A 14873-nucleotide genomic window follows, 5' to 3' on the forward strand; every position below is an offset into this window, starting at 1 on the left:
GCTCAGCACGAACGGTGCCGGGGTGGCGCGAGCGGGGCTGGCCTGACGTGCAAACGTAAGGCGGCGGTCAGCCCAGCGCCTTGTCGAGCAGCTTGGCGAGGCGGAGGCCGCCGCGGATCACCTGGCGGCGGGCGATCGGCACCAGCTTTGCGATCTCGTCATTGTCGAGATGGCCGTCACGCGCCGCGTCCTTGCCCAGATCGCACGGGCTGCCGCCGAGCGCGGTGGGATAGACGCTGTCGCGGCTGATCTCCCAGCTCTGCCTTGCCCAGTCGTCGATGTCGCCGGCCGCGATCCGCGCCTTTTCCGCATCCGAATAGTGGCGAATCGGTGAGGGCGGCGTGGAGATGGCGCGTTCCGCGAGATAGCCGTCCCAGACGCTGTGCAGGTTCAGCCGGTCGGGCGCATAGGCGCCGTAATTGGTGTGGACCGCATTGCCGCCCATGTCATGATGCTCGCCGACATGCAGCGGCTGGTGCAGGTCGCCGACGAAGTGGATCAGGAAGGCGAGCGCCTGAACCCGCTCGCGCAGCGGAACCGACGTATCCTGGAGCAGCCTCATGTCGCGCCGGATCTGCGCGGTGACGCAATTGCCGTTGGCACAGGCCGATTTCGGATCGAACGGCTTGCACACGTCGATGTCCTGATAATGCCAGGCGAAGCTGTAGCTGAACCGCTCGCCCAGCTTCTTGATGCAGTCGGGCCAGACCGCCGCGCTCGCGACCGTCCTTGCCGGACATTCCGGCGTGTCGAGCAGGTCGGCGCGGCGCAGCAACCGGTCGATCGCCGCGCGCGTCTGCGGCGTTACGTTGCGATAGGCGATTTCCGCCACGCTCTCATGGCCATATTCCCAATAGGCGCTGGCGGAATTGGGGGCGAGGGCGGCGAACAGCGCGGCGACGGCGAGGACGAGATAACGCATGGGCGCTGTCGCTAGTGCGGCCGGCGCCATGTTGCAATGCAGCAGGTTACTGTGCGTCCTCGTAGAAGCCGACGATGCGATCGCTGTCGGAGCTCACCTTGCCGCGGTACATGCCTGGCGTATTGAAGCTCCACGCCATTTCGCCGGTGGGGCCGGTCAGGATGACGCCGCCGGTGCCGCCCAGATCCTTTACTTCCGCCATCACCTTGTCGGCCGCCTGCTTGAGCGTTTCGCCGGTGAAGCGGACGCGGGCGCAGATTTCGTGGGCCACGCCTTCGCGGATGAAATATTCGCCGGCGCCGGTGGCCGATACCGCACAGGCGCGGTCGTCGGCATAGGTGCCGGCGCCGATGATGGGCGAATCGCCGATCCGGTCCCAGCGCTTGCCGGTCAGGCCGCCGGTCGAGGTGGCGGCGGCGACATGGCCGTCTTTATCCATCGCCACCGCGCCGACCGTGCCGTATTTCAGGTCGACGTCGAACCAGCCGAGCTTGTCGTTTTCCTTCATCTTGTCGAGCTGTTCGCGCCGGTGCTTGGTCCAGAACCAGCTCGGGTCGACGATCTCCAGGTCCTGTTCGCGGGCGAACTGCTCCGCGCCCTTGCCCGACAGCATGACGTGCGGGCTGTGTTCCATCACCGCACGGGCAAGCGTCACCGGATGGCGCACGGTGCCGACGCCGGCCACCGCGCCGGCCGAGCGGTCGGCGCCGTCCATGATCGCGGAATCGAGTTCGTTGCGGCCGTCCCAGGTGAAGACCGCGCCGCGCCCGGCGTTGAAATTGGGATCGTCCTCCAGCACGCGGATCGCCGCTTCCACCGCGTCGAGCGCCGCGCCGCCGCCGGCCAGCACCTTCTGGCCCGCGTCCAGGGCGGCGTTCAGGCCGGCGTCGACCTCCGCCTCCTGCTCCGGCGTGATGGTGTCGCGCTTGATGATGCCGGCGCCGCCATGGATGACGAGCGTCCATTCGGGCTTCGTGTCCTGGGCGGCGGCGGGATTGGGCATGAGGAAATTTCCGATGATTGCGGCGGTTAGGGCGATCAGGCCTCGGCGGCCGATGGCCGCGCCATCTGCACCCAGGCCGGATGGGCCTGTAGCCCGATCAGCGGGCGCAGCCAAGCGATGCGGCGGCCGATATCGTAGAAGATCCAGCATCCGGCCGCGGTGGCGGCGACGAGCAGCAAATAGCGGGCGAGTAGCGATAGATCGGACTCCAGCAACAGCCATCCCACGACGACGATGATCGTCTGGTGGATGATGTAAAAGGGAAAGACCGCCTCCGCCAAGGTCTTTCGTCCCGGCCAATCGTGATCGAGGAAGCGGTCGGCCATGCCGATCAGGCCGATGATCGCCGTCCAGGCGAGGATCGCGCGCGTCGCGACGATGGTGTGGAACAGCGAGCGGCTGAGCGGGGTGCCGACCAGCCAGCCCTCTCGCACGGCATAGAGGATGTAGGCGAGGATCGCGATCGCCGCCGCCGCCTTCCACCACGTTCGGATCGCCTGCCAGCAGGCGGCCGAATTGCGCAGCAGCACGCCGAACAGGAAGGCGCTGAAATAGACCGCATGCCCCGGCCAGTCGTCGATCAGGAGCTGTGTGTTCTCTCGCATGTCGGGCAGGATGGCGAGGCGGAAGGCGGCAAGGGCGGCCGCCGGCAGCAGGAAGACGAGGGGGCCGGCAAGCGCCCTTTCGGCGATGGCGGCGGCGCGCAGGCGTGGCCCCGCCGGCAGGAGTGCGAGCAGGCTGAGCCCGGCGGTATAGACGAACAGATAGGCGACGAACCACAGATGGTTCCAGCCCGGCACCAGCACGCCGCGGATCGAGCGGAAGCTGAAATAATCGTGGAGGAGGAAGCTGCCGAAGCCGGCGGTATAGCCCTTCTGCGTGATGAGCTGGATCCAGGCCTGGGGCGGCACGATGACGATGATGCCGAAGATGAGCGGCGGGATCAGGCGCCGGGTGCGCGATTTCAGGAACGCCCCCGGACGGCGCAACTTCGCCAGCAGCGCCGAACTGGCATAGCCCGAGACCACGAACAGCAGGATCAGCCGCCACGGATTGACCGCGAACATCGGGATCACGACCCAGGATTCGGTGACTTCCATGTTGATCCGGTACGGCCAGGGCGAAAAGGCCATGGTGATGTGATACAGGATCAGGAGCGCGAAGGCGCCGATCCGTAGCCAGTCCATGCCGAAATGCCGCGCCGGGTGCATATCCCGCCTGTAAGGCGGGGTGCACGGTCCCGCAACGACGATGCGGCGCGCGGGGCGCCCTTTCGCCCGGGTGCCCGCATGGCTATATGACGGGCGCGCGAGCAATGGTGAGAAAATTCATGTCCGTTCGACCCTGGCGCGATATCGTGCGCCGTCAAAGCCGGCAGATCATGGTCGGCAATGTGCCGGTGGGCGGCGATGCGCCGATTTCCGTCCAGACCATGACCAACACGACGACGGCCGACGTGAAGGCGACGGTGGACCAGATCCGGCGGTGCGAGGATGCGGGCGCGGACATCGTTCGCGTGTCATGCCCCGACGTGGAATCGACCACGGCGCTGAAACAGATCATCCGCGCAACGAATGTGCCGATCGTCGCCGATATCCATTTCCACTATAAGCGCGCGCTGGAGGCTGCGGACGCGGGCGCGGCGTGCCTGCGCATCAACCCCGGCAATATCGGGTCCGCCGCGCGCGTGCAGGAAGTCGTGAATGCCGCAAAGGCCAATGGCTGCGCCATCCGCATCGGCGTCAACGCCGGCAGTCTGGAGAAGGACCTGCTGGAAAAATATGGCGAACCGTGCCCGGAGGCGCTGGTCGAAAGCGCGCTCGACCATATCCGCATCCTCGAGGATCACGACTTCCACGAATTCAAGGTCGCGGTGAAGGCGTCCGACGTGTTCCTGGCGGTCGCCGCCTATCAGCAGCTTGCCGAGGCGGTCGACTGCCCGCTGCACCTGGGCATTACCGAGGCGGGCGGGCTGATCGGCGGGACGGTGAAATCCTCGATCGGCATGGGATCATTATTGTGGTTCGGCATCGGCGACACGATCCGGGTATCGCTGTCGGCGGAGCCCGAGGAAGAGGTGCGCGTCGGCTTCGAAATCCTGAAGAGCCTCGGCATCCGCAACCGCGGCGTCCGCGTCGTGAGCTGCCCGAGCTGCGCGCGACAGGGTTTCGACGTGATCCGCACCGTGCAGACGCTGGAAGAGCGGCTGGCGCATATCCGCACGCCGATGTCGCTGTCGGTGCTCGGCTGCGTGGTGAACGGCCCCGGCGAGGCGCGCGAGACCGATATCGGCATCACCGGCGGCGGCGCCGGCAAGCACATGGTCTATCTGTCGGGCGTCACCGACCATCATGTGCAGGACGCGGACATGATCGACCACATCGTCGCGCTGGTCGAGGCGAAAGCGGCGGAGATCGAGGCGGGCGAAACCGCGGCAATGGAGGCGGCGGAATGAAGCGGGCGGGGCCGGCACGTTCACCGGCGCCTGGCGCTCGCTATTTTGAATGTGGCCGGTCGCGGGGTATGATGCTCTTGTCTTGAGAAGAGAGCAGGTTGTGTCACACCGCTTCGTAAAGATGGCGCTGCCGGCATTGCTCCTGTCCTGTGCGGCATGTGCGCTGCGGGAACGCGATTCGCTGAAGGTCCCGGAAATGACGCAAGCTGACATATCGTCTCGCGGCGCGCGTGCGTTCGAGCGGCAGCGAGCGGAGCGCGAACGGGAAAAGAATTCCTGGCTGAACAGTATGAGGTGGTGCCGCAGCCATCCCGATCAGGCCGACGACTTTCCAGACGTTTGTCAGTCCGATACCGAACATTGAGGGCGTGTTTGCCGTATCGCCGGATGTTGCGCGGCCCGGCCTGATCGGTCAGGGCGGCGGCATGTCCCGCGCCGCGTCACCCGCCATTGCCTTCGCCGTCGGCGTGCTCGGCATCGCGACCTTCTCGATGATGGACGCGGCGATGAAGGGGCTGGGGCTGACGATCGGCACCTACAATGCCCTGTTCTGGCGCGGAATCGTCATCGTCGCGCTGGGCGCGGCGGTGCATTTCGCGCGGCGGCCCACGGCACCGTCGCGGGAGGCGATGGTGCTGCACCTCAGGCGCGGCATGGTCGCGCTGGTGATGTCCTTTCTGTTCTTCTGGGGACTGGCGCGCGTGCCGATGGCGCAGGCGATCTCGCTGAGCTATATCGCGCCGCTGCTCGCCATCTTCCTGGCCGCGCTGCTGCTGGGCGAGAAGGTGGGGAGAGCCAGCATCGCAGGGTCGCTGGCGGCGCTGACGGGGATCGGCATCATCCTGTTCGGGCAGTCGCGGGCGGATCTGGGCGATGCGGCGTTTCTGGGTTCGGTCGCGATCCTCGGGTCGGCGATCTGCTATTCCTACAACCTGATCCTTGCGCGGCAGCAGGCGTTGCGCGCGGGCCCCACCGAGATCGCGTTCTGGCAGAGCCTGTTCGTGCTGACGGGACTTGCGCTCGCCGCGCCCTGGGCGGCGGTGTTGCCGCCGGCCGACGCCTGGCCGAAGATCGTGATCGCGGCCGTGCTGGGGATGATTTCGCTGATGCTGCTCGCCTGGGCCTATGCACGGGGCGAGGCGAGTTATCTGGCGCCGACCGAATATAGCTCGTTCGTGTGGGCGGCGCTGTTCGGCCATGTCTTTTTCGGCGAGCGGGTGACGGGCTATACGCTCGCCGGCGCGACGATGATCGTCGCGGGATGCTTGTACGCGGCGCGGCGACGGCCGCGACCCTTTGTCGATGCGGAGACCCAGTTGCCATGACCTCTATCCGGCCCGCCGAACCCGGCGACGTTCCTGCCATCCTGGCGCTGGTGAAGGAGCTTGCCGCCTTCGAGCGGGAGCCCCATGCGGTGGTGGCGGATACGGCGATGCTGCACCACGCTTTGTTCGAGGAGCGGTCGGCCGAGGCCGTGATCGCGGAGGCGGAGGGGCGGCCGATCGGCTTTGCCCTGTTTTTCCACAATTTTTCGACCTGGACGGGGAAGAAGGGCCTGTACCTGGAGGATCTGTACGTCACGCCGGAGGCGCGCGGCGGCGGGGTGGGGACGGCGCTGCTGCGCCATCTGGCGGCGATCGCGGTGGAGCGGGATTGCGGGCGGTTCGAATGGTCGGTGCTCGACTGGAACCAGCCGGCGATCGATTTCTATCGCAAGATGGGGGCCGCCGGGATGGACGAATGGCGGGTGCAGCGCGTTTCGGGGCAGGCGCTGCGCGATCTGGCGGGAACGTGAAGCCCCGGGCGGGGTTTCTTGCGAAGAGAGGAGAGCCCGCCATGACCGGTTCCGACGACAAGACCGAACCCGATTCCAATCTTTCCACCGAGCATCAGCGCGAAGGCGATGCCAAGCGGCCCGACGACCGGCTCGATCAGGGGCAGCCAGGCCCCCGGCACGAGAAGGGCGCGTCCAGGAATCGGACCAAGCTGACCAAGTCCGACTGACGGCGGCGGACGGGATCAGCGCGGCGGAAGCTGACCGCGGATCGCGCCGTTGGGAAAATCGCCGGTGTGCACATTGACATAATAGGCCGAGGGATCGGCGATCAGCCCGGCCGCGAGCTGCTTGCCGACCTTCAGGCACTCCTTCGACGCGCCGTCGACCGGGGCCTGAAGCGGGACGACGACCGGGCCGGCCTGGCCGCGCGGACCGCGATGGATGTGGGCGGCGGTGGGGCGCGAGATGTTCTGCACCGTCAGTTCGTAGCAGATCGTGTTGGTGGTGGCGTCGGCCGTGACCTCCACCGTGCCGGTGCCGTCGGGATCGCCGGGTCCCGGCACCTCCTGCCCGCCGACGAGCGCGGTATCCCAGCTCTGCCCCACGGTGCGCGAGATCGTGGCGCAGCCCGCAAGCAGGCCGGCAGCGGCGGTGACGGCGAAAAGGGAGCGGATGCGGATCATGCGGGATCTCCGATGGAGGGCAGCGTGGCGGTGTGGCGCAACTTCCCTGAATTCGCGGTGAATCCTGAAGAAAGCTGCGCGTCGATGACATTATACGAGGCAGCAGCCGCTGCACGCGCGCCGAAGCCTAGGCCAGACTGGCGGCTACAGGAAAGCGATTTCTGAGCGCCGGCGGCGGTTGCGACGCGCGATACACGGCCATGGCCGACGGGGCCGGCTCCATCAGGGCGGGCAGGCCGGTGCGCGCGATCGTCAGCGCCCACGGCTCCACCACCGATAACGACGCCGTGCGCGCACCGCATCCTGGCCACGCCGGATGGCGCGGCCCTCAAGGGTTTTGGCACGGAAGACGGCGATCAGGACAACGGCGGCGACCAGGATCGCCGCGATAAGCAGATAAGCAAGCCAGGTACGTTCCTGCACGATGCTTCCCCAAAAGCGAGCGCGAGCGGGCGTGGCGTCACCCGGCGGCATCGGCCATGCGCGATGATCGGCGATACCACCGTGCGTTCATACCAGACGAAAGGTCCGCAAGTATAGCGTGGTTAACGACGCGTCGGCAGTCTTTCGGCAAGCCCGTGCCGGACCGCGACAGCGGGCGAATGCGCATCGGCATCGCGACGGCGGTGGAGAATCGGGGCGCCGGCCGAACGATAGAACGGTGCCGGTGCGGGGCCGGGCCGGAGGGTGCGCTCGGCAGGCGGAAGGTTTCGGTGCGGAGCGCCGGCAGGTCGACCGGCGGCGCGGGGCCGGCGGCTATTCGGCGATTCGGTTCGCGTATTCGGCGGTTCGATTCGCGGCTTTTTCCGCCTCGTTGCGTTCGCGTTGTTCGGCGACGCGTTCGGAACGGTTCGCCATGCTGGTCCAGACCGCGGCCGAGCGGAGATGGCGGTCGCGGACCGGATCGAGCGTCGCGGCGTCCGCGGCCTCACGGTCATGGGCGGCGCGGTTTCGGAACAGTTCGGCTTCGGTCATGATCGTGTCCTGAAAGCGGCGCGGAGAGGCCGGGTCGGCGGAGGGTCGGGGGCGGCCGCGCGGCGCGGGCCGCCCCGTTCCGATCAGTCCGCCGCGCGCAGGTTGCAGGCAGCCTGCTTGCCGCGCTTGTCGTTTTCGAGGTCGTAGGTCACGCGCTGATCCTTATCGAGGGTGCGCATGCCCGCCGCTTCGACCGCGGAGATGTGAACGAAGGCGTCGTTGCCGCCCTGGTCGGGCTGGATGAAGCCATAGCCCTTGTCGGCATTGAAGAACTTGACGGTGCCGGTGGTGGCCATTGGGTATTCCTTCTTGAATTAAGCGGACCCCGGGTGTCGGAGTCCAATCGTCTGCCAAGGCGTAGGGAAAGAAGGAAGAAGGAGCCGCAAAGCGCCAAAGACCGTCAATTTGCGACTGTAGCGGCGGCTATCCTACACCAGTTCACGCGTCGCGGCAATCGCGATCGGCGCATGTCAGACACGGCGCAGCGGATATTTATGCTCGGTGGGGCGGCCGGCGGCCTCGTCCTGCAACTGCCGGATCCATTCGGCATAGAGGCCGGCGAGGCTGGCGTGCGAGGCGCGGGCCGTCGGGTTGGCGGCGGCATCGGCGCGTTCGAGGGAGGCGCGGTGGCGCCTGCGCAGGTAGGTGATGTCCATGGGTAGGACGCTCCTTTCGTGCTTAAGCGGGAGCGCGGGATGGTCTCTCAGCCACCGGCGCTTACGAGAACAGGCTGCCGGCGATGGGTCCTGTATAGCAGGATCGGCCGCTCGCGTCCAACGGAGCGCCGGAATGCGGATGTTCGGGGTTCGGGGATATGGCGGTCGACGGAAGAAGAACGGGCCCTTCGACTGCCTGCCGAGGCAGGCGCTCAGGACAGGCTTCGACAGACTCAGGGTGAACGGTGGGGGCGGGGTGCTCCGGGAGGTGGGGCGAGCGCGCCCTAGCGGCTGGGGTGCGAGGGCGGGTTCGATTCCGGCGGATAGCGGAAGACGAGCGTGTCGGTGTCGTCGAATACCTCCACCCGTTCGCAGGTGCCGCCGTCCACTTTGTCGCGGGCGGCGGCGCGCAAGCTGTCGAGATCGGCGTCGCTGCGCTCGTCGCGGGCGAGGGCGTCGGCGACGTAGCTGACGATGCGGTGCTGCATGGCGGTCTCTTGTCCTTGCCCGCGCCCGAAGGCGGCGTCAGGCGTTTCCGGGGGCGGTGCCGTTCAGTTCCTCGGCGCGGTTGTCGAGGCCCGGTGCCGGGACGGTGGCGGGGCGCAGGCTCTCGCGGTCGGCCTTAGCGACGGGGCCGTCGGGGTCGGGGCGGAAGGCGTCGGGCGCGCGTTCGGACCCGTCGGGATGGGCGTCGGCGGCGAGATCGGGCGCGGCGTGCCCTTCGGACGGACGGCGCGCCCGGCGCCACAGCGCGAGCGCCCCGGCCGCGCCCGCGCCGACGGTGAAGACGCCGAGACCGATCAGCGCGGTGCGCGTGCGGGTGGCGGCCGAGCGCGTGCGGGTGGCGAGGGTGGCGCGCTTTGCGCGGGATTTTTTCTTGGGCATGGGTCGCTTTCCGATCGGAGTGTTGATTGGGGAACGAACGGGTCAGCGGGTCACCGTGTTCCACGGCGGGGTGGCGGCGGGCGGAGGGAACCGAGCGGCGTCATGTCGGGCGCGCCTTCGGGAAAGGCGGGCGTGATGCGGGTTTACGAGAAATCCTCGCGAAGCTGACCGAGCGCGATGCGGCGCGCGCTGCGGGTTCAGCATATGCCTACATCCCGCTTGACGGTGTCAGCATTTGCCAACACATTTCGTACATGACCCTGACCGGTTTTCCGCGCATATCGGTGGACCCGCAAGTCTGCGGCGGGCGGCCCGTGGTTACGGGCACGCGCGTGCGGGTGACGGACGTGCTGGAAATGCTGGCGGGCGGGGCGAGCATGGCGGAGATCGTCACCGATTTTCCCTATCTGAGCGAGGATGATGTGCGCGCGGTGCTGAGCTATGCCGCGAGCGCTGCGGACCATCCGATCGTCGCCGCCGCCGAATGAAATTCGTGATCGACGCGCAGCTTCCGCCGGCACTGGCCCGGTGGCTGCGCGATCAGGGGCATGAGGCCGTCCATGTCAGCGAGATCGACATGATCTCGGCGAGCGATGCCGCCATCGCCGCGCGCGCCGAAGCCGATGGCGCGGTGCTGGTGAGCAAGGACGAGGATTTCGTGACGCTGCGCCTGCCGGATCGCTTCGCGTTTCTGTGGCTGCGCTGCGGCAATGCGACGAACCGGGCGCTGATGGCGTGGCTGGAGCCGCGCTGGGAGCGGACCGCCGCGCTATTGGAAGCGGGCGAACGGTTCGTAGAGGTGAGATAAAATTCGGTTTGCCGAACCTCAATTTCGCGTCGCTGGGTTGATTGAGTCTTCCGGATCAATACCATCCCAAAAGGGAGGTTAGTCAGACACATGCAGGAAATTACTCAGCTCAACCGCGAACAGGTTCTCGCACTAGCTTCCCGGAACGAAGATGACTTCTTCGATCGAAAATCGAAACTCTCCAAGGGAAAAACCGCACAAAAATTGGCGGTTGCGTTTGCGAACACCGAAGGAGGCGAAATCGCCTTTGGTATAAAGGATAGTTCTGAGGAATCCGATGCTAAAAAGCGCATCGATTTATTCGAAAATCAGGAGGAGGCCAACGGCATCCTTCACGCGCTCTACGAAATAAACCCAGCGATCAATTTCAGGTACACCTTTTTCTCGGTTGAGGATGAGGAAGGCGTACTGCTGCGAGTCTTCATTGATAAGACGCAGCATGTACACGCTGTCGCTGACGGCACTGTGTATCGGCGTGTCGGCGCAAGCAGTTTGCCTGTGAAAAACCCGGCGGATATCACTCAATTGGCATTCGCCAAGGGCGCGGTGAGTTTCGAAAACAATAAGCTGAACGGGCAGAGGCCGGAATTAATTGTAGATAGCAACGAGACCAAAGATCTCATGAGCGGGATAGCAGAGGCTCCAGATGGTTTATCATTCTGTGTAAACGAGGGTCTTGTTGATAGATCGGATTGGGTGCCGGTCGTTGCTGGCGCACTATTGCTTTCTGATCAACCACAAGGATCAATTCCTACCAGATGTGAGTGCAGAATTGTATTCTATGACACTCGTAATGATGAACCAGAACGAGAACATCTAAAAATTAACGAAACAATTGGTGGTCCACTGTATCGTCAGATAAACAGTGTAGTAGGCCGAGTATCTGACATCCTCTCTAATATAAGTATTTTGACGCCAGAAGGGTTCTCAAAGGTCGATTATCCCCCTGAGGCAATATGGGAAATCATAACCAATGCAATAATTCACAGAGACTACTCCATCTCTGACGATATACAGATAATAATATACCAAAATAGAATTGAAATTCTCAGCCCCGGATCGTTACCAGCTTTTGTGAACGTCGATAACATTTTGGATGTGCGTTACAGTCGTAATCCTAAGATAGTACGTACATTACGACGGTATCCTAATCCTCCGAACCAAGATCTTGGAGAGGGTTTGAATACAGCTTATCAGAAGATGAAAGATCGTCGACTAAAGCCCCCAACAATAGAGGTTTTAGACAACCACGTAAAAGTCACAATTGCTCATGCGCCACTTGCAACTCCAGAAGAGGCGGTGATGGAATATATGAAGGCCAATGATCAGATTACAAATCGACAAGCCCGAGAATTAACTGGCATTAAGAGCGAAAACCAAATGAAAGAAGTTCTCTATAGATTAAGAGACAGAGAATTTATTCGGAGGCATCCTGATCTTAAAGGTAATAAGGCGGCTTGGATCAAAAAGTGATCGGGAAACAAACGGTCGACAATCTGTAACGGTCACTCCGCCGCCACGCTCACCTTCCCCTTTTCCAGCAACGGCGCCAGATACCGCCCGGTAAAGCTCCGCTCGCTCGCGGCGATGTCCTCGGGTGTTCCTTCGGCGATCACCTCGCCGCCCTTCACGCCGCCTTCGGGGCCCAAATCCAGAATCCAGTCCGCCGTCTTGATGACGTCGAGATTGTGCTCGATCACCACGACCGTGTTGCCCTGCTCGACCAGCGCGTGGAGCACTTCGAGGAGCTTGCGCACATCCTCGAAGTGGAGCCCGGTGGTGGGCTCGTCGAGGATGTAGAGCGTATTGCCGGTGGCGCGGCGGCTTAGTTCCTTGGCGAGCTTGACGCGCTGCGCCTCGCCGCCGGACAGGGTCGTGGCCTGCTGCCCCACCTTGACGTAGCCCAGGCCGACTTCCTCGAGCATCGCCATCTTGTCGCGGATGGGGGGCACGGCCTTGAAGAATTCGTGCGCGCCCTCGACCGTCATGTCGAGCACGTCGGCGATCGACTGGCCCTTGAACTTCACCTCCAGCGTCTCGCGATTGTAGCGCGCGCCGTGGCAGACGTCGCATTCGACATAGACGTCGGGGAGGAAGTGCATTTCAATCTTGAGCACGCCGTCGCCCTGGCACGCCTCGCACCGGCCGCCCTTCACGTTGAACGAGAAGCGGCCGGGCTTGTAGCCGCGCGCCTGCGCCTCGGGGAGGCCGGCGAACCAGTCGCGGATGTTGGTGAAGGCGCCGGTATAGGTGGCGGGGTTGGAGCGCGGGGTGCGGCCGATGGGCGACTGGTCGATGTCGATGACCTTGTCGAGATGGTCGAGGCCGGTGATTTTTTCATGGCGGCCCGCCAGGATGCGCGCGCCGTTCAGGCTGCGCGCGGCAGAGGCGTAGAGCGTGTCGATGGTGAGCGACGACTTGCCCGAGCCGGAAACGCCGGTGATGCAGGTGAAGGTGCCCAGCGGGATGCTGGCGGTGACGTCGCGCAAATTGTTGGCGGTCGCCCCAACGACGGTGACCTTCTTGCCCGAGCCCTTGCGGCGCTTTGCGGGGACTTCGATTTCGCGGGTGCCGTTGAGATAATCGGCGGTGACGCTGCCCTTTGCCTTGAGGATGTCCTCGAGCGTGCCCTCGGCCACCAGCTCGCCGCCATGGACGCCGGCGCCCGGCCCCATGTCGAGGATATAGTCGGCCGAGCGGATCGCGTCCTCGTCATGTTCGACAACGAGGACGGTGTTGCCGAGATCGCGCAGGCGCTTCAATGTTTCGAGCAGCATGTCGTTGTCGCGCTGGTGCAGACCGATCGAGGGCTCGTCGAGAACGTAGAGGACGCCCGACAACCCCGAGCCGATCTGCGAGGCGAGGCGGATGCGCTGGCTCTCGCCGCCCGACAGCGTGCCCGAGTTGCGGTCGAGGTTGAGATAGTCGAGCCCGACATTGTTGAGGAAGCCGAGACGCTCGTCGATCTCCTTGAGGATGGCGGTGGCGATCTCGCGCTGTTGCGGGGTCATCGCGTCCGGCAGCGTCTTGAAGAAGGAAAGCGCGTCGACGACCGAGAGGCGGCTGGCATATGCGATGTCGCGGCCGTCGATCTTCACCGCCAGCGCTTCGGGCTTGAGGCGGGCGCCGCCGCAGGTCTCGCACGGGTGCGCGGCCTGGTATTTCGACAGCTCCTCGCGCATCCACGCGCTTTCGGTCTTCATCAGGCGGCGGTTCAGGTTGCCGAGAACGCCTTCGAAGGGTTTCTTCACGTCGTAGGACTTGCGGCCGTCGACGAAGGTGAGGGTGACGGGCTTTCCGCGCGTGCCGGTGAGGATCATCTCGCGGATGTCCTCGGGCAAATCCTTCCACGGGGTTTCCAGCCTGAAGCCGAATTCGCGGGCGAGACTGCCCAGCACCTGCATATAATAAGGCGAGGGCGGGTTGGATTTGGCCCAGGGGACGATCGCGCCCTTCTTCATGGAGAGTTCGTCATTGGGGATGACGAGTTCGCGGTCGAACTCCATGCGCTCGCCGAGCCCGTCGCAGGCCGGGCACGCGCCCTGCGGCGCGTTGAAGGAGAAGAGGCGCGGCTCGATCTCCGGGATGGTGAAGCCGGAGACGGGGCAGGCGAAGCGTTCGGAGAAGACGATGCGGTTGTCGGGGATGCCGGCGCCCTTCATCGCGCCTATCCCCGATCCCGTTGGTGCTATTCCCGGCCGCGTTGCTCCTATCCCCGTTGGTGCTGAGCTTGTCGAAGCATCGTTCTTCCCTGCAGCGTCGGGAGAAGAGGAGGACGGCCCTTCGACAGGCTCAGGGCTAGCGGGTCGGGTTCTGGCAGACCCAGGGTCAGCGGATCGGGTTTCGGCGGGTCCGGCGCCAGCGGACGTCATGGCCTCCGCCACCGTGGTGTCCGCAAGATCGACATAGGCCAGCCCGTCGGCCAGTTTGAGCGCGGTTTCAAAGCTGTCGGCGAGGCGGGTGGCGATGTCTTCACGGACCACCAGGCGGTCGACTACCACTTCGATGTCGTGCTTGTATTTCTTGTCGAGCCTGGGCGCTTCCTCGATCTCGTACAGATCGCCATCGATGCGCACGCGTTGGAAGCCGGCCTTCTGCCATTCGGCGAGTTCCTTGCGATATTCGCCCTTGCGGCCGCGCACGACGGGGGCGAGCAGGTAGAGACGCGTGCCTTCGGGCAGGGCAAGCACGCGGTCGACCATCTGGCTGACGGTCTGGGCGGAGATGGGCAGGCCCGTGGCGGGCGAATAGGGGACGCCGACGCGCGCCCATAGCAGGCGCATATAGTCGTAGATTTCGGTCACCGTGGCGACGGTCGAGCGCGGATTGCGGCTGGTCGTCTTCTGCTCGATCGAGATGGCGGGGGAGAGCCCTTCGATATGATCGACATCGGGCTTCTGCATCATCTCCAGGAACTGGCGGGCATAGGCCGACAGCGACTCGACATAGCGGCGCTGCCCCTCGGCATAGATGGTGTCGAAGGCGAGGCTCGACTTGCCGCTGCCCGACAGGCCGGTGATGACCGTGAGCGTGTCGCGGGGAATGTCCACCGACACGTCTTTCAGGTTGTGCTCGCGCGCGCCGCGAACGGAGATGTGGGTGAGGCTCATGAAGGCATGTGTTCCTGCAATGTTCGCAGATGTCAATCGCCGACAGGATAGGTGCGTCCGGCGCAAACCGGTCATTTGGGAAGTTCCCGGTCGATTGCA

Annotated in this window: 18 protein-coding genes; 7 read left to right on the forward strand and 11 right to left on the reverse strand. The window is 64.7% G+C overall.

Annotated elements, in window-relative coordinates; translation table 11 throughout:
* Nucleotides 1-67: 67 nt before the first annotated feature.
* From RPR59_RS05045 to RPR59_RS05055, 3 genes are read right to left on the reverse strand one after another with little or no spacing between them, the layout of a single operon-like run.
* Complete coding sequence (locus RPR59_RS05045; protein WP_313917312.1) at nt 68-922, reverse strand: S1/P1 nuclease; 855 nt, start codon at nt 920-922, stop codon at nt 68-70.
* A 46-nt stretch (nt 923-968) separates the two neighbouring features.
* Nucleotides 969-1925 carry an isoaspartyl peptidase/L-asparaginase family protein gene (locus tag RPR59_RS05050; RefSeq protein ID WP_313917314.1) on the reverse strand — a complete coding sequence of 319 codons (957 nt, stop codon included), beginning with the start codon at nt 1923-1925 and terminating at the stop codon, nt 969-971.
* A gap of 35 nt (nt 1926-1960) precedes the next feature.
* Nucleotides 1961-3136 (reverse strand): acyltransferase family protein, encoded by a 1176-nt coding sequence (locus RPR59_RS05055; RefSeq protein ID WP_313917316.1) that lies wholly within the window; start codon nt 3134-3136, stop codon nt 1961-1963.
* Nucleotides 3137-3255: 119 nt separating this feature from the next.
* Here RPR59_RS05055 and ispG point away from each other — a divergent pair, with 119 nt between their 5' ends.
* The 4 genes from ispG (at nt 3256) to RPR59_RS05075 (ending at nt 6384) form a co-directional block, all read left to right on the forward strand.
* A complete protein-coding gene (gene ispG / locus RPR59_RS05060; RefSeq protein ID WP_313917319.1) occupies nt 3256-4380 on the forward strand; it encodes a flavodoxin-dependent (E)-4-hydroxy-3-methylbut-2-enyl-diphosphate synthase in 1125 nt (374 codons plus the stop codon).
* Nucleotides 4381-4748: 368 nt separating this feature from the next.
* Nucleotides 4749-5705 (forward strand): DMT family transporter, encoded by a 957-nt coding sequence (locus tag RPR59_RS05065; RefSeq protein WP_313917321.1) that lies wholly within the window; start codon nt 4749-4751, stop codon nt 5703-5705.
* On the forward strand, nt 5702-6175 hold the full coding sequence (locus RPR59_RS05070) for a GNAT family N-acetyltransferase (protein ID WP_313917323.1): 474 nt from the start codon (nt 5702-5704) through the stop codon (nt 6173-6175). The genes RPR59_RS05065 and RPR59_RS05070 overlap by 4 nt, the downstream gene beginning before the upstream one ends.
* A gap of 41 nt (nt 6176-6216) precedes the next feature.
* Nucleotides 6217-6384 (forward strand): hypothetical protein, encoded by a 168-nt coding sequence (locus RPR59_RS05075; RefSeq protein WP_313917325.1) that lies wholly within the window; start codon nt 6217-6219, stop codon nt 6382-6384.
* A gap of 15 nt (nt 6385-6399) precedes the next feature.
* Here RPR59_RS05075 and RPR59_RS05080 read toward each other — a convergent pair whose 3' ends face one another.
* The 7 genes from RPR59_RS05080 to RPR59_RS05110 all read right to left on the reverse strand — a co-directional run bounded on the left by RPR59_RS05080 (nt 6400) and on the right by RPR59_RS05110 (nt 9356).
* Nucleotides 6400-6840, reverse strand: a complete 441-nt coding sequence (locus tag RPR59_RS05080) for a CHRD domain-containing protein (RefSeq protein WP_313917327.1) — start codon at nt 6838-6840, stop codon at nt 6400-6402.
* Between the two features lie 252 nt (nt 6841-7092).
* The gene (locus tag RPR59_RS05085) at nt 7093-7263 is read right to left on the reverse strand and encodes a hypothetical protein (RefSeq protein ID WP_313917330.1); all 171 of its coding nucleotides are present in this window, start codon (nt 7261-7263) and stop codon (nt 7093-7095) included.
* Nucleotides 7264-7596: 333 nt separating this feature from the next.
* Nucleotides 7597-7815, reverse strand: coding sequence for a hypothetical protein (locus RPR59_RS05090; protein WP_313917332.1), 219 nt, complete (start codon nt 7813-7815; stop codon nt 7597-7599).
* Nucleotides 7816-7898: 83 nt separating this feature from the next.
* Entirely contained in the window at nt 7899-8111 is a 213-nt protein-coding gene (locus RPR59_RS05095) for a cold-shock protein (protein ID WP_313917334.1), read from the reverse strand.
* A 174-nt stretch (nt 8112-8285) separates the two neighbouring features.
* Nucleotides 8286-8471: a hypothetical protein gene (locus RPR59_RS05100; protein WP_313917336.1), complete on the reverse strand. Its 186-nt coding sequence runs from the start codon at nt 8469-8471 to the stop codon at nt 8286-8288.
* Nucleotides 8472-8755: 284 nt separating this feature from the next.
* Nucleotides 8756-8959 carry a hypothetical protein gene (locus RPR59_RS05105; RefSeq protein ID WP_313917338.1) on the reverse strand — a complete coding sequence of 68 codons (204 nt, stop codon included), beginning with the start codon at nt 8957-8959 and terminating at the stop codon, nt 8756-8758.
* A gap of 37 nt (nt 8960-8996) precedes the next feature.
* Entirely contained in the window at nt 8997-9356 is a 360-nt protein-coding gene (locus tag RPR59_RS05110; protein WP_313917339.1) for a hypothetical protein, read from the reverse strand.
* 254 nt (nt 9357-9610) lie between these two features.
* Here RPR59_RS05110 and RPR59_RS05115 point away from each other — a divergent pair, with 254 nt between their 5' ends.
* From RPR59_RS05115 to RPR59_RS05125, 3 genes are all read left to right on the forward strand, one after another.
* Nucleotides 9611-9844: a DUF433 domain-containing protein gene (locus RPR59_RS05115; RefSeq protein WP_313917341.1), complete on the forward strand. Its 234-nt coding sequence runs from the start codon at nt 9611-9613 to the stop codon at nt 9842-9844.
* Nucleotides 9841-10164: a DUF5615 family PIN-like protein gene (locus RPR59_RS05120; protein WP_313917344.1), complete on the forward strand. Its 324-nt coding sequence runs from the start codon at nt 9841-9843 to the stop codon at nt 10162-10164. Before RPR59_RS05115 ends, RPR59_RS05120 begins: the two co-directional genes overlap by 4 nt.
* A 90-nt stretch (nt 10165-10254) precedes the next feature.
* Nucleotides 10255-11637 (forward strand): RNA-binding domain-containing protein, encoded by a 1383-nt coding sequence (locus tag RPR59_RS05125; protein ID WP_313917346.1) that lies wholly within the window; start codon nt 10255-10257, stop codon nt 11635-11637.
* Nucleotides 11638-11669: 32 nt separating this feature from the next.
* Here the strand turns inward: RPR59_RS05125 and uvrA are convergent, their stop codons facing one another.
* Nucleotides 11670-14774: an excinuclease ABC subunit UvrA gene (gene uvrA / locus RPR59_RS05130; protein ID WP_313917349.1), complete on the reverse strand. Its 3105-nt coding sequence runs from the start codon at nt 14772-14774 to the stop codon at nt 11670-11672.
* Nucleotides 14775-14873: the final 99 nt, after the last annotated feature.

It is taken from the genome of Stakelama saccharophila, from assembly GCF_032229225.1.
Taxonomy (GTDB): domain Bacteria; phylum Pseudomonadota; class Alphaproteobacteria; order Sphingomonadales; family Sphingomonadaceae; genus Sphingomonas; species Sphingomonas saccharophila.

Excerpts from the sequence above, each read along its gene's own strand:
- RPR59_RS05045 (WP_313917312.1), bottom strand. The coding sequence starts at position 922 with ATGCGTTATCTCGTCCTCGCCGTCGCCGCGCTGTTCGCCGCCCTCGCC.
- RPR59_RS05050 (WP_313917314.1), bottom strand. The coding sequence starts at position 1,925 with ATGCCCAATCCCGCCGCCGCCCAGGACACGAAGCCCGAATGGACGCTC.
- RPR59_RS05055 (WP_313917316.1), bottom strand. The coding sequence starts at position 3,136 with ATGCACCCGGCGCGGCATTTCGGCATGGACTGGCTACGGATCGGCGCC.
- ispG (WP_313917319.1), top strand. The coding sequence starts at position 3,256 with ATGTCCGTTCGACCCTGGCGCGATATCGTGCGCCGTCAAAGCCGGCAG.
- RPR59_RS05070 (WP_313917323.1), top strand. The coding sequence starts at position 5,702 with ATGACCTCTATCCGGCCCGCCGAACCCGGCGACGTTCCTGCCATCCTG.
- RPR59_RS05075 (WP_313917325.1), top strand. The coding sequence starts at position 6,217 with ATGACCGGTTCCGACGACAAGACCGAACCCGATTCCAATCTTTCCACC.
- RPR59_RS05080 (WP_313917327.1), bottom strand. The coding sequence starts at position 6,840 with ATGATCCGCATCCGCTCCCTTTTCGCCGTCACCGCCGCTGCCGGCCTG.
- RPR59_RS05090 (WP_313917332.1), bottom strand. The coding sequence starts at position 7,815 with ATGACCGAAGCCGAACTGTTCCGAAACCGCGCCGCCCATGACCGTGAG.
- RPR59_RS05095 (WP_313917334.1), bottom strand. The coding sequence starts at position 8,111 with ATGGCCACCACCGGCACCGTCAAGTTCTTCAATGCCGACAAGGGCTAT.
- RPR59_RS05100 (WP_313917336.1), bottom strand. The coding sequence starts at position 8,471 with ATGGACATCACCTACCTGCGCAGGCGCCACCGCGCCTCCCTCGAACGC.
- RPR59_RS05105 (WP_313917338.1), bottom strand. The coding sequence starts at position 8,959 with ATGCAGCACCGCATCGTCAGCTACGTCGCCGACGCCCTCGCCCGCGAC.
- RPR59_RS05110 (WP_313917339.1), bottom strand. The coding sequence starts at position 9,356 with ATGCCCAAGAAAAAATCCCGCGCAAAGCGCGCCACCCTCGCCACCCGC.
- RPR59_RS05115 (WP_313917341.1), top strand. The coding sequence starts at position 9,611 with ATGACCCTGACCGGTTTTCCGCGCATATCGGTGGACCCGCAAGTCTGC.
- RPR59_RS05120 (WP_313917344.1), top strand. The coding sequence starts at position 9,841 with ATGAAATTCGTGATCGACGCGCAGCTTCCGCCGGCACTGGCCCGGTGG.
- RPR59_RS05125 (WP_313917346.1), top strand. The coding sequence starts at position 10,255 with ATGCAGGAAATTACTCAGCTCAACCGCGAACAGGTTCTCGCACTAGCT.
- uvrA (WP_313917349.1), bottom strand. The coding sequence starts at position 14,774 with ATGAGCCTCACCCACATCTCCGTTCGCGGCGCGCGCGAGCACAACCTG.